Origin of the sequence: Halobacteriovorax sp. (assembly GCF_041587335.1) — a bacterium.
Taxonomy (GTDB): domain Bacteria; phylum Bdellovibrionota; class Bacteriovoracia; order Bacteriovoracales; family Bacteriovoracaceae; genus Halobacteriovorax.
The window spans coordinates 26324-39519 of record NZ_JBFGYP010000015.1 but is presented as its reverse complement, the minus strand read 5'-3'; the positions used below and the strand labels follow the sequence as shown (position 1 = coordinate 39519).

Below are 13196 nucleotides of genomic sequence, written 5' to 3'. Positions count from 1 at the left end.
TAATGAGGTCTATCAAAAAAACTGTAAAGCAGAAGAGAAGATATTTGAGGTTTATGGATCGACATACCCTAATGAATTCCTACTAATTGCAACACTTGTTAACCCTGCTGACGAAAGTGTATCTTCAGTAAGCTACTTTATCTCAGTAGACTTAGAAGCGAGTACTAAACCAGAAAAGTTACTTAATGACTTAGTTGACTCTATTGGTGCATTTTTTGATACTTACTTTGCAACTAAAGATTGGAACGACTACCAAGCAGAGTGGCTTGAAGCAGAGTTTAAAGGTCACAAATTCTTCTACAAAATATCAAGAGAGAATATTGCCCTCCACGTAATGGCGGACAACCTTCTCAATCAATAATTTATATATTCATGAAGAGACGATACTGTTGCGTCTCTTCATTAAAGCTATCTTCAGTAAAACCAAGACTTTCGTAAAGACCTCTCGCCACACCATTAGCATGAAAGACACAAATCTCAACTTTCTTGATTTCTTTTTCTTTTAAAAGCTCTCTACCTTGGCGCATTACTAACCTTCCAAGTCCCTTTCCCCTATACTCAGGACTTAAGAAAATATCAAACCCAAAGGCCGTATGGGCGTCATAGTCTACTTGTACCCAGATATAACCGATATCTTTGCCTTCAAACTCAACAACTCTCCAAAGGTCTTTTTTTGCATTTGTTGTTACCGGGTTCTTTTCATCGTTTTCAATTAAATCAACTTTGACTTCTTCAATTTTCTTAGAGGTCGCTAGAGACATCTCTCTTAGGAAATTCTGGTAAGAAAATTCTCCATATTGCTTAAATTGATCACTTGTCATTTCTTTTAATAAAATCACAGTTACTCCTATTTAATTCAATTTAAGTTAATGGTAACACGAAATTCTTTTTTATTTTTAATAGAAATTATTTTTTAGAAAAAAAAGCCTCAGAGAACCTGAGGCTTAACTTAATTAATTATTCTTCGTTTAGATAGTTCTTAGAAGCTGTGCCTTTTGTTTGCTCAAAAGCAATATCTTGATCTTCAGCATCTTCACCATCATCATTTAAATCAAAATCGACTTCATCTGCATCAATTCCAAGATCCTTAAGTACTGCAAAGAATGACTTCTCATCAGTAAGGTCTTCAAGAATAGACTCTAAGTGCTTAAGTGGGTACTTGTTAACTAGTTCTTCAATAAATTCTTGAAGCTTCCCCTCTTCTAAAATAGAGTTTCTTCTCTTAATTTCATTCCAGTTCTTGATATAGTGAAAACGACAGTAACCAAGAGTAGTCACAGGGTTATCACAATTCTTCTCAAGACACTCATCAGTATCTTCAGTGAAGAAACTTAATGATTGAATCGCATCAAAAATTTCATTTAAAGAGAAATCATCAGCTAAAGAAACAATTTCTTCAGTCAGTGTATCTCTCGCCTGTATAAGGTCAGACTTTGACGACTTCTTAGACTTCTTAGTTTTTGCTTCAACAACAACTTCAGCGGCCTTAACAACAACTTCTTCCTCTACTTTCTCTTTCTTAGCAGAAGCTTTTGTCGTTTTCTTATCTACTTTTTCTGTAGCTTTCTTCGCTACTTTCTTAGCAACTTTTTTCTCTACTTTCTTAGCAACTTTCTTTGCTACTTTTTTCTCTGCTTTCTTTGCAGTCTTCTTCTCTGCTTTCTTCGCTGTTTTCTTAGCAACTTTCTTCGCTACTTTTTTAGCAGTTTTCTTTGCCACTTTTTTAGCAGTTTTCTTAGCAACTTTTTTAGCAGCTTTCTTTGCCGTTTTCTTAGCAACTTTCTTGGCCGCTTTTTTAGCAACTTTCTTTGCTGTCTTTTTAGCAACTTTTTTAGCTGTCTTTTTTGCTGTTTTAGGAGCTGCCTTCTTTGCTGTTTTCTTAGCAGTCTTCTTTGCTACTTTCTTCGCAGTTTTTTTAGCAACTTTCTTAGCTGTTTTCTTCTTAGCCATTCCAATATTCTCCAAGATCTTTTTTAACAAAGTAGACTTCCCATATAAAAAGATTAGCCCCGTTTTACACAGGGCTTCATTTTTATAATACTATAAGCTTTATTCGTATCATTATTGATAATATTCAGCAAGATTTACTTAAGATCTTTAAGCTCGTTAGCTGCAATAACAACTCTTTGAATCTCACTAGTACCTTCATAGATCTCTGTAATCTTAGCATCTCTAAAGAACCTCTCAACTGGATATTCTTTCGTATAGCCGTTACCACCGCAAACCTGGATAGCTTTAGTCGTGATCCACATTGCAGCCTCAGCAGCAAAAAGCTTGGCCTGAGCAGACTGTAGAGAATATGGCTCATTATTATCTTTTCTTCTTGATGCTTCCCAAATGAGAAGTCGCGAAGCAGCAATTTTTGTACTCATATCGGCAAGCATAAACTGAATTGCTTGAAGTGCATGAAGAGGTTTTCCAAACTGAACTCTTTCATTAGAGTATTTCTTAGCATAATCAAAAGCTGCTTGAGATATCCCTAGCGCCTGAGATGCGATCCCAATTCTTCCACCATCAAGTGTATTCATTGCGATTCCAAAGCCTTTCTCAATTGTTCCAAGTAGGTTCTCTTTTGGAACTCTTACTTTATCAAATGAAATCTGAGCTGTAGAAGAACCTTTAATACCAAGCTTATCTTCACACTTCATCACTTCATAACCTTCAGTATCAGTTTCAACGATGAACGCCGAGATACCTTTGTAGTTATCAGTCTTAGTTGTCTTAGCAAAAACTACTGCGATATTGGCCTCTTTACCGTTAGTAATGAAGTTCTTTGTCCCAGTAATTTCGTAGTAATCACCTTTATCTTCAGCGAAAGTCGTTAATGAACCAGCATCTGTACCTGCGTTTGGCTCACTTAAACAAAAACAACCAATGTGCTCACCAGTAGCAAGTTTTGGAAGATACTTCTTTTTCTGCTCTTCGTTTCCAAAGTTAAGGATTGGATAAACACATAAAGACGTGTGAGCAGAAACTAGAACACCTGTAGAAGCACAAGCTCTAGAGATCTCTTCTACAATTATTGAGTAAGCAGTGTAATCCATACCTGCTCCACCATATTCTTCAGGAACATAAGAGCCTAAAAATCCATTCTCACCTAATTGCTTAACAATTGATTCTGGTATTTTTTCATTCTTATCAATACTTGCCGCAAGTGGTGCAACCTCAGTATCGGCAAACTTTGAAACCATATCTCTAATTTCTTGATAATCACTTAACATCATATATATTCCCCTATTTATTATCTATTTACCTGTAAATACTGGTTTTCTTTTTTCTACGAATGCCGCAGTTCCCTCTTTCATATCTTCAGAATTAAAGATGGCACCAAAGGCCTTAGCCTCAACGTTTAGACCTTCACTAACAACGAGGTCATTACCTTCATTCATTACTCTCTTTGCTTCATAAACTGCAAGAGGTGAATTTCTCATCATTTTAGAAAGATAAGTTACTGCGCCTGCTAGCATCTCTTCTTTTGATTCAAATATAGAAACCACTAGGCCAATTTCTTTGGCTTCATCAACGGCCACGTTACGCCCAGAGTATGTAATTTCTTTTGCTCTATTTCTTCCAACAAGTTTTGATAATCTTTGTGTTCCACCAAATCCTGGGATCAACCCAAGCTTAACTTCAGGCTGACCAAAAACTGCAGTTTTCGTAGCAAAGATAAAGTCACAACTCATGGCCATTTCACATCCACCACCAAGTGCATATCCGTTAACACATGCAATCACTGGAATATTTAATGACTCAAAAAGAAGAGTGTTATCTTGACCCAATCTAGCAAAAGCTTCCGCTTCATCTGCCGTCATAGTAGTCATTCCCTTAATATCAGCTCCAGCAATGAAGGCCTTATCTTCTGCGCCAGTAAGGATCATCCCCTTAGCGACAGAAAAGTCTTTATTCGCTTCCTTAAATTCTCTTAAAAGAGAATTTAATTCAGTGTGAACTTGTTCACTTAAAGCATTAAGTGCCTTAGGTCTGTTAACTGTTACAGTTGCTATATCATTTTCAACTTCAAATAGAAGTGTTTCGTAATTAGTATTCATAAACACCCTTCCCAACTTTTCTACCAAATCTTCCAGCTGTTACATACTTCTTAAGAAGTGGGCATGGTCTATACTTAGTATCTCCTAATCCTTCGTGAAGAACTTCCATAATTGCAAGACAAGTATCTAGTCCTATAAAGTCAGCCAGCTCAAACGGACCCATTGGTTGGTTACAACCAAGCTTCATTGCATTGTCTATACCTTTTGCATCTGCCACACCTTCAAATAATGTATAAAAGGCTTCGTTGATCATTGGCATTAGTATTCTATTTACTGCAAATCCAGCAACATCATCTGCACGTACTACAGTTTTTCCCATCTTTTCAGCAACGGCCTCAACAGTATCAATAGTGTCTTTATTAGTTTCTAGACCAGTAATTGTTTCAACTAGCTTCATCACTGGAACAGGGTTCATAAAGTGCATCCCTGCAACAGCCTCAGGTCTTTTAGTTACAGCAGCTATTTCAGTAATTGAAATAGATGAAGTATTCGTAGCTAATATTGCTCCATCCTTAGCAACCTCATCTAATTGCTTGAAGATTTCAAATTTTATTTTCTTATTTTCAGTTGCTGCCTCAATCAATAGGTCGCAATCTTTAAGAGCGTTTATATCTGTTACACCAGTTAATCTAGATTGAGTTTCAGATACGAAAGACTCGTCCCACTTACCTTTTTCAACACCTCTATTTAATTGTTTAGTAATAAAGTCCATCCCAAACTTTAACCCTTCTTCAGAGATATCAAATACAAGTACATTGAAGTTAGTCATTGCTGCAACTTGAGCAATCCCTCTTCCCATTTGACCAGCGCCAACGACACCAATAGTTTTTATTTCCGTCATATAGAATCCTTTGTGGTAAATAAGTGATGAAAAATCCAAGCGATCATACGCCCTTTACCACGATTTCACAAATTCATAACCCTTTGATAATCTATTTAAGTCACTGTAATTCATGATATTTCTTTCAACTATTTTAAATAAGGCCAATTTTAGCTTGCCATAGAACTCCAGATGATCTAAAAAGTATATTCGAGACAGAAATTTAATGATGTGCATTAAGTAATATAGTTAACGTAGGAGTGACTTGTGGCAAACCACAAATCTGCGAAAAAAAGAGCAAGACAAACAATCGTAAGAACAGCAAGAAACGTTGAGAGAAAATCAGCGACAAAAAATGTTGTAAAAGCTATCCGTGCAGCTATCGAAGCTAAGGATAAAGAAACAGCATCTACGCTTCTAGTTAAGACTCAGAAGCTACTAGCAAGACTTGCTAAGCACGGAGTTATCAAAGATAACGCTGCTGCTAGAAAGACTTCTAGACTTGCATCTCAAATTAATAATCTTTAATATTTAATATATTATAGAGACATAAGAAGGAGCCTTTTAAGGTTCCTTTTTTAGTTTTCATTAATTATTAAATATTTAAAGGTTTATTAGTTCTAGAAAGAAGATAAGTACTCAAGCCTTAGTCTATTTTTTAATAATGGGCTTTTTGATTTAGCTTCTACTTCGAGTTCGCCAAAGATTCTTGACTCTCTCTGAAGTTCATCTGCTGTCCATGCCTTTGCATGCGACTGGATTTCCCTATCATATTTACTCAGCCTACTCTTTCCTTCGCAGTAGCTCGTATCAAGCATTTTAAATAGATGCCCCTGCATAAATGTAAAAAGAGACCTTAGTTGTTCAAACTCTATATCTTTGGAGCTTATCATTCCAAAGAAGTGAGATCTCTTTTTTGTTCCAAATAGGTTTGCTAATTGAAAATGATCTAACTTACTTGGACGAATAAGCTTTTGCACATACTCTAATTTTGTATCTGTACCACCAGGGAAGTAAAGGCTTATAAGATTAGCCGCTTGAAAGAACTCATAGCTAGAGTTTTCAACAGAAGCTAGTAAGTAGTTTTTTACATTCATAGGTAGAGTTAATTTAAAATAATTACAGATAAACTCTAAGTGCTGAAGTCCTTCCCAAAACCTAGGTGCATCTATGCGAATAAACTCTGCGTCAACTTTTTTAGAGAGTTGATCAAAATTTTTAGAAGGCTTAGAAAATGAAAAGATAAGAAATTGGTCTGCTATAGAAAGAGGGTTCTCCTCTAGCCACTTCTTCGTCTTAAGAGGAAGATTCTGAGACTCTATAACAAGGTAGCTTTCATTATTGCCAAATAGGGAGATTGTTTTAAACTTCTCCTCTATCCAGTCAGGAGTTATCTCAGCAGCATTAACTTTAAAAAAGTTACCACTATCTACAAGCTTCTTTGGCATTAGCTCTAATAAGATATGAGATATAAATTCATCACAAAATTGAAAGAAATAGATACCTGGTCGAGCAGGATTTACTGTCTCTTGATTCGCCTTAAGAAAGTCCCATGGAAACCATTTACTAGAAGGCATTTAAAACTTCCTCTCTAAACGTATTACCAGCAGACACTGCCAGGGCCTCAACCGCCTTATTTAAAATCTCTCTATTTTGAGTTGAGTTTGTTGAGTCAGACCCACTCGCTGTACTTAAGTAGCGTGAATAGCTAGAACTAAGAGATATTGATTTAGAAAAAACAACCTTAGGGTGTTTATCTATAAAAGGTAGAAAATCTTTATTCAAAAGACTTAGATCAACCTTGGTAGGCTTTTTAATTAGAATAATAGTTAAAGTTAAACTAAAAGAAGTCTGATTAGGAGAATAAAAGGCCCTACGACCAGCAGTACTATCAATAAGTGTAGTCCCTGTCGTTTGATAAAAGTCATTTCTCCTATCACTTGAAGTGACTATTCCAATTAAAGTAGCATCGGCGCTCTCAGAGTTACCACTATGAATTTTCAATGTTGTATTTTGAGAAAGTACTGAACTGATATTTTCAGTCATTGGAGTACTTGCATTTGATATTAATGACTTATTTAAAAAGTTTGGGATTGCTACTGACTTTACACCATAAGAGGCAAACGGATTATTTTGATAACGAAACTGATACCCTGCACAAGAAGCCAAGAAAAGAAATGCTAGGATTGAGATAATCTTCATAAATATTTAATCTACCGTTTATATTTACTGTTAAATTAATCTACCACCTATGAACACGGTTGCCAATTCTACACATTTGGTAGAATGTGACGATGTGAAGAAAAAGAGTCAATTTACTAGTTTAAAAAGTCTACTTGAAACAAATGCATCAGGTAGCGTTAGAGCGTCAAAGGCAAAGTACTTTGGACAAGACACTTTTGACTTTTTTTCACTTATTGAGTGCTGGCCAACAATCGTTGGAGAAAAGCTAGGTAAATTTACAATTCCTTTAAAGAATCACAATGGCAACCTTACTGTACTAACGAATCACTCTGCATTTTCACAGCAGCTAGGCTTTCTTGAAGAAGAAATAAAAAATAAGATTATTAAGAAATTTCCTTCACTAAAAGGAAAGATTAATAGAATTTATTTTAATTACAACTCAGAGCACTTTAACACCCAGGTCACTTTATCAAATAAGATTTTAAAAAAAGACAGGCAAGATGTAGAAAAAGAGAAAGTAATCTTTCATAAATTCTCACCAGTCTACAAGCAACTAAAGCAAGAAGCTGAAGATCTCTTATCAGAAATTGAAGATAGTGAAGTTAAAGAAATCCTAAGCTCTATTTACATTCAAACGAAATCGAAATAGTCCAACTCCTTGGTACTCTCCTACTCTAGAAACTCTAGTATCTAACTCTTCTAGATTGTCACAGTGACATATATAGGCCGATCCACTTTTTGATAAGCAACTTTCTAGTTGTTTAAAAATATCTTTAAGCTCAAAATTTAATATAAACCTACAAAGGTTACGATTATCATCACTTCCAATTCTCGACTTCTTAGAGTCAAAATATGGAGGATTTAATAAAATAACATCATACTTTTTCTTAGTATCGAGAGATCGAAAGTCTTGGAAAAATATCTTAAAGTCACAATTTAAGTTTTTAGTATTTTCTTTTAGGTATGGTTCAAACTCCTCTTGGAGTTCAATAAAAGTGATATGCTCAACAGATTGATGCTTGTTTTCAAACTCTACTCCTATTACTCCACTTCCAGCAAATAATTCTAACACTTGTAAAGAGAGATTTTCCTTTTCATACTTTACGGCCAGATCAGCTAATTCAATGCTATCGCGAGAGAACTTATAGAAGTTAGGCTGAGAGTAATTTAAGATGTTCTTTGATTTCTTCAATATATTTTCCTTCGCGAACAACTTTAATTTCGGTTATATCATAAAGAACAATAGTAGAAGATCTTCCTGAGCAAACAGTTTTCGCATTATCACAAAAATACTCTTCTTTCATATTCGTGGTGAAAAACTCCTTAGCATCTAAGAAGTTTACGATTGGATCTTGTCCTGTGATATTTAAGCTAGTTGATGTGATTGGTCCATTAACCTCATCAAAAATAGGAGATAACTCTCCACTATTTTGACATCGAATTGATATAAAATCACTTTCCTGGCAGATCCAACTTGGTAATTCGATCTTTGCCCATGACTTTGGTACCCCAATTGTTGACTCTAATGCAAAAAAGTCATTAAGCCATTTCTCATTAAATTCATTAGGAAGGTTGATCAAGGAAGTGATCATTTTAAAATCTTTAAATACAATGCTGAGAGGTTTTTTAGAGTCATGCCCTTTTATTTTTGCAATCTTTCTATAACAGTCTTCAGAGAAAATATCTCCACCAATCCCCCACACAGTATCAGTAGGATAAACATATAATTTTGATTTCATAACATTAACCACCAGATAAAATCAGGATTCTCTTCTCCCATCTCTATAAGTTTTAATACTGGATACGAGGTTTCTCTCCCATTTTCAAGAGCTCTGTGAAAAAGATTTCTCTTAAGTGTAAATATCGGCTTTTTTAAGTCCTTATTCCTACTACTTAGATTCTTTTTAAATACTCCATCCTCTAATAACTCTAAAATAACATAGTCTGAGCCGATACTCTTACCATAAGAGTTATCAATCGACTTCACAACATGATCTCTTACTCTGTCATTGGGGGAAAGGTTCTCTTTAAATATCCAGTAATCTAAAATATTGACTTCATTCAAGATTCTATTCTTCTCTAACTTAGTGACAAACTCTCTTCTTTCTTTATCTGAAATTCTATTAATTGCAGACTTCATCCAGAACGAAGGAAACGAAGTTCCATATAGAGAAGTATTCATATTCTGTCTCAAATCATTAAGAGACCAAGTTTTTTCTTCATACTCAAATTCAATTTTCTCACCTTTTATATCTAAAAATTTAAAATTTGAGTCTAAAATTTTATTAACTTTTTCATCAGTAATTGTTTCACGCAGTAAGTGAAATAAGTCATTAATTAGCTGGAAGTATTTATCTTTATTTTCTTCGGAAACAAAGTACTGCTTTAGGTCTGCCAGATATACTATTTCATTAATGGAAAGAAGTTTTTTAATATTCTTGGCCAATAAACCTATATTACCTATTTGCCCATACCCAACACTCTTTAAAAGACTTTTCAAAAATAGAGAATCTGAGTTTTCTGCCAGAGCGATCAAGTCATTATATAGAGCAAACTTCTTCAACTTAGACTTATTGCTCTTAATTGATTCTATTAATTTGATATAGCTCTCTAATTTATTCTGCTTAGGATATTTAAAATTCCAAATGTCTGTAATCTTTTGAAGCTCAAGATTTGAAAAGCCTCTCGACTTTAGAAAGCTTAAGATATCTTTTAAATCATTACCTTTTTTATAAGGATAGTGAAGAATATCTAATGTTCTCTCTGAAAACTGAGGATTACACTTTTTAAAAAAACCCTTCATTTGCTCATTTAACAAAAAATCAGACTTAGATAAGACTATTACATATTGAAGATAGAATTCATTTCTATATTTACAATTTTCAATATCAGAGACATTTGAAACGAGAACTGCGAGCCCATCACCACTCGCTCTATATGCAATATTAAATAAATTATTTACGAGTGGAGTAATTTCAAAAAAGTTTTTTTTTTTACATCTCCGCTATATGGAGTTTGAGCATGAACACTATGGATAAATGGGTTATTGAAGTTTACAACATCACTGTTAATAATATTTGTAAAATAGTAATAAGCACCAGAAGCAATTAAACCTATAAGTAATATTAAAATATAAAATAAGTACCGGTCGTTTCTTTGAGGTTTTGCCTTCTTCTTCACCTTCTTTTTCTTTTTAATCGGAGGAGTCGAAGCTCTTTCTACACTAGGCCTTACTTTTTTTTTTATACTTTCAGGTAAGTCTGGAGTTTCCTCTTCTAGAACCTGAGGAGGTTCTGAAAAAACAATATCATCTTGAGTTATATCAGCGGAGCTAAGGTCAAAATTTGGATCAGTTGCATCTGGGTCAAACTCTTCCACAGCTGGGGAACTTATTAGTTCATCCATATCTGGATATTCTAAATCATCACTCTCAGGAAGTTTCCCCTCTTCATTATTGCAGGCTTCTTGCTCTGCTACATGAACATTCAATTTTACTGGAGTAGGAGTTACAGGAGCTGGAGTAGAGACAGCAACAGGAGATTCTTCGACAATTCCCATATCAGGGTATTCTAAGTCATCATTACATGGAGTAACAGGACCTTCAGTTGGAGAAGGGGAAGACATATCAGGGTAATCTAAGTCATCATCTACAGGTATGGCATCTTCTTTATCAAATTCAATTTTAATTGAAGGAAGCTCTTCATCTTCCGACTTAGGCATTGTATTTGGATTTAATGATCCTGTATTTTCTTTAGTAATTTCTTGCTTAACAGTTAAAATATTTGGAGCTTCTGAAATTGGATTGAACCCCTGAGGTATATCACCCTTTACATATTTTTCAATAAGGTTATTTTCTTTAATAGAAATCCAATATCCATTTCCACTAGTTACTTCATCTTCTGGTGCAAGAGATCCTTTATCAATAAATTCGATAATCTTTTGCTTTGTAACTGGACCTAAAATTTGCTTATTTCTAGTTCTTATTAACCAACACTTTTCCATTTCTTACCTATAAGAAAAAACCGAGTAGACCTTTTATATCTTCGTCATTAAACCTCAAGCCAAGGCTAAATAGGGCCGATCTATCATTTGTAGCAAGGTCCAATCCGGACACTTTACCGTAAAATACATTCCATAATTGTACTTCAGTAGACAGTCTTAAATTTGGACCAATTCCAGTCCTATAATCAAAGACATCAAAAGATACTCTAGTCGCTCCATTGAATAGATCATAATCAATACCTGCACCACCAGTAGACTCAATAATTCCACCTCTTACGTACAGATCATGTAGCTTTCTACCAATTTGAACATCAAAACGAAAAACATCTTTCTTAATAATTTTTTCATTTTCTATAGTTGTTACACCATTAACAACTCTAGTAGTTTCCTGTTCTGTCTCTGGGCCATAGTCAGAAGAGCTCAAACCAAGAATATAGAATCTTTCAGGAGAAGGAAAAACTCTAAGAGAACCGCTTGTTACACTTCCCTCTTCAGTCCCCGCTCCCATGTATCCAATAAGCTCAGTTCTAATATCACTTACTCTACCTACAATTTTATTTACGCTAGATAGTGTTTGCTTCACTTCATCTGCAATTTCTTCTTCTACTAGAATCTTACCTAGCGTTCCTTTTCCTACTTTTATATCCGCTACAAGCTGCTTCATATCAGCAGTCATAGCATCAGCATTTGCTAAAATCTTTCTAAGATCTCTCATCGCACTATCTTGTTCTTGATCATCTGTGTGATAGGCAATTTGCTCAGAAAATCTTTCAAAGTTAGCAATTAAGTTGTTCATTCTTTCTTCATTACCAGCAACAACATTTTTTAAAGACTCCGTTGCAATACGTGCATTCTCAGCAACCTTAGTAAAATCATTAAGAATTCTTTTCACCGGAGATACTTCTCCCTCTGGAGAGATTGATTCTCTAAGAGTTTTCATCATGACTTTTACATCATTTAGAACATCACTAGCATCTTTAACCAGCTTCTCTACTCCAGCACCTTCATCAGAAATAATAAATGAATTCTCACTTAGCTTTTCTTGAGATTCCCCCATAATGATTTGGATATACTTATCTCCAAGGAAACCAACCGTTTTAACTTGCAGCTTTGAATCTTTTACAATCACTACATTCTCTAATACTTCAAATGTAATTAATGCCTGATTTCCCTGAAGTTCGATCTTCTTAATTTTACCAGCATTAATACCAGCAACTTTAATAGGTGTTTTTGGAAAAATACCAGAAGCATCAGTTACGATAGTTCTATAAGTCACATAGTCGCCAAACCCAGACTGGTTAGATGTAATCTTTAGAGACATGAAAGCAACCATTGCCATAGTTGCAATGGCCATAAGACCTATTTTAAATTCATTCATAGTTTAAACTTCTCATAAATTAATAAACTCCTGCACAAGAGGATTTGTTGATTTTTTAAATTCTTCTACAGGTAAGTATTCAACAATATTACCACGATCTAAAAATGCCACAAAATCTGAAATTCTGAGGGTAGCTTTTACATCGTGAGAAATAATAATCGACGTCATACCTCGGTCACTATTTTTTGAGGCCGTATCAACAATTAAGTCGTTGACCATTTTAGTTGTAATTGGATCTAGTCCTGTCGTTGGCTCATCATACAGCATGATATGTGGGTTTAAAGCGAGACCTCTTGCAAGACCTACTCTTTTTCTCATTCCTCCAGATAGCTCCGAAGGAAGTCCACCAAAAGAGACTTCTTTAATTCCTACAGATATCAGAAGATCCTGTGCCTTCTTAATTCTTTCTTCATAAGAAAAGTCAGTAAACTCTTTCATTGGAAAAGCTACATTTTCCACAGCCGTCATAGAGTCAAACAAAGCTGCATACTGAAATAACATCCCAAAGTTCTGTCTAAATTCTCTTAACTTCATAGGATCAAGACTTTTTAAATCATTTCCAAGAACAGACACTGTTCCGCTTGTAGGTTGATGCAACCCTAAGATATGTTTTAGAAGAGTTGACTTTCCAGCTCCCGAAAAACCTAGAATTGTTGTTATTTTATTTTTTGGAATAGAAAAGCTTAGATTATTTAAAACAGTATGCTTTCCAAATTGCTTAGTTAGGTTATTTATTTCAATGGCAGGATTATCAAACTTCATA

Annotated in this window: 16 protein-coding genes; 3 read left to right on the top strand and 13 right to left on the bottom strand. The window is 34.7% G+C overall.

The annotated features are described in order from the left end of the window. Positions 1-361, top strand: a 361-nt coding sequence (locus ABX784_RS04225) for a hypothetical protein (protein WP_372652966.1), incomplete at its 5' end; no start/stop codon positions are given. Position 362: 1 nt separating this feature from the next. On the opposite strand, the gene ABX784_RS04220 is transcribed toward ABX784_RS04225, so the two are convergent. The 5 genes from ABX784_RS04220 to ABX784_RS04200 form a co-directional block, all read right to left on the bottom strand. Then, positions 363-839, bottom strand: coding sequence for a GNAT family N-acetyltransferase (locus ABX784_RS04220; protein ID WP_372652963.1), 477 nt, complete (start codon positions 837-839; stop codon positions 363-365). 118 nt (positions 840-957) lie between these two features. Beyond that, on the bottom strand, positions 958-1950 hold the full coding sequence (locus ABX784_RS04215) for a hypothetical protein (protein WP_372652961.1): 993 nt from the start codon (positions 1948-1950) through the stop codon (positions 958-960). Positions 1951-2084: 134 nt separating this feature from the next. After that, entirely contained in the window at positions 2085-3224 is a 1140-nt protein-coding gene (locus ABX784_RS04210; RefSeq protein WP_372652959.1) for an acyl-CoA dehydrogenase, read from the bottom strand. A gap of 21 nt (positions 3225-3245) precedes the next feature. Then, the gene (locus ABX784_RS04205; RefSeq protein ID WP_372652957.1) at positions 3246-4049 is read right to left on the bottom strand and encodes an enoyl-CoA hydratase/isomerase family protein; all 804 of its coding nucleotides are present in this window, start codon (positions 4047-4049) and stop codon (positions 3246-3248) included. Then, positions 4039-4890: a 3-hydroxybutyryl-CoA dehydrogenase gene (locus ABX784_RS04200; protein WP_372652955.1), complete on the bottom strand. Its 852-nt coding sequence runs from the start codon at positions 4888-4890 to the stop codon at positions 4039-4041. Before ABX784_RS04200 ends, ABX784_RS04205 begins: the two co-directional genes overlap by 11 nt. A gap of 246 nt (positions 4891-5136) precedes the next feature. On the opposite strand from ABX784_RS04200, the gene rpsT reads away from it, so the two are divergent. Beyond that, positions 5137-5397 (top strand): 30S ribosomal protein S20, encoded by a 261-nt coding sequence (gene rpsT / locus ABX784_RS04195; RefSeq protein ID WP_372652953.1) that lies wholly within the window; start codon positions 5137-5139, stop codon positions 5395-5397. A 92-nt stretch (positions 5398-5489) separates the two neighbouring features. Here the strand turns inward: rpsT and ABX784_RS04190 are convergent, their stop codons facing one another. Together ABX784_RS04190 and ABX784_RS04185 are read right to left on the bottom strand one after the other, a co-directional pair. Continuing rightward, a complete protein-coding gene (locus ABX784_RS04190) occupies positions 5490-6446 on the bottom strand; it encodes a hypothetical protein (protein ID WP_372652951.1) in 957 nt (318 codons plus the stop codon). After that, positions 6436-7071 carry a hypothetical protein gene (locus tag ABX784_RS04185; protein WP_372652949.1) on the bottom strand — a complete coding sequence of 212 codons (636 nt, stop codon included), beginning with the start codon at positions 7069-7071 and terminating at the stop codon, positions 6436-6438. The genes ABX784_RS04190 and ABX784_RS04185 overlap by 11 nt, the downstream gene beginning before the upstream one ends. 94 nt (positions 7072-7165) lie before the next feature. Here ABX784_RS04185 and ABX784_RS04180 point away from each other — a divergent pair, with 94 nt between their 5' ends. Beyond that, positions 7166-7702, top strand: a complete 537-nt coding sequence (locus tag ABX784_RS04180) for a DUF721 domain-containing protein (RefSeq protein WP_372652947.1) — start codon at positions 7166-7168, stop codon at positions 7700-7702. Here ABX784_RS04180 and ABX784_RS04175 read toward each other — a convergent pair. The 6 genes from ABX784_RS04175 to ABX784_RS04150 form a co-directional block, all read right to left on the bottom strand. After that, positions 7667-8245, bottom strand: a complete 579-nt coding sequence (locus ABX784_RS04175) for an RsmD family RNA methyltransferase (protein WP_372652945.1) — start codon at positions 8243-8245, stop codon at positions 7667-7669. The genes ABX784_RS04180 and ABX784_RS04175 overlap by 36 nt on opposite strands. After that, positions 8205-8792 carry an L-threonylcarbamoyladenylate synthase gene (locus ABX784_RS04170; RefSeq protein ID WP_372652941.1) on the bottom strand — a complete coding sequence of 196 codons (588 nt, stop codon included), beginning with the start codon at positions 8790-8792 and terminating at the stop codon, positions 8205-8207. Before ABX784_RS04170 ends, ABX784_RS04175 begins: the two co-directional genes overlap by 41 nt. Then, positions 8789-9856, bottom strand: coding sequence for a hypothetical protein (locus ABX784_RS04165; RefSeq protein WP_372652938.1), 1068 nt, complete (start codon positions 9854-9856; stop codon positions 8789-8791). The genes ABX784_RS04170 and ABX784_RS04165 overlap by 4 nt, the downstream gene beginning before the upstream one ends. A 155-nt stretch (positions 9857-10011) precedes the next feature. After that, the gene (locus tag ABX784_RS04160) at positions 10012-11055 is read right to left on the bottom strand and encodes a hypothetical protein (RefSeq protein WP_372652936.1); all 1044 of its coding nucleotides are present in this window, start codon (positions 11053-11055) and stop codon (positions 10012-10014) included. Positions 11056-11062: 7 nt separating this feature from the next. Next, the gene (locus tag ABX784_RS04155; RefSeq protein ID WP_372652934.1) at positions 11063-12433 is read right to left on the bottom strand and encodes an MlaD family protein; all 1371 of its coding nucleotides are present in this window, start codon (positions 12431-12433) and stop codon (positions 11063-11065) included. A gap of 12 nt (positions 12434-12445) precedes the next feature. Beyond that, positions 12446-13195 carry an ABC transporter ATP-binding protein gene (locus ABX784_RS04150; RefSeq protein ID WP_372652932.1) on the bottom strand — a complete coding sequence of 250 codons (750 nt, stop codon included), beginning with the start codon at positions 13193-13195 and terminating at the stop codon, positions 12446-12448. Position 13196 lies beyond the last annotated feature (1 nt).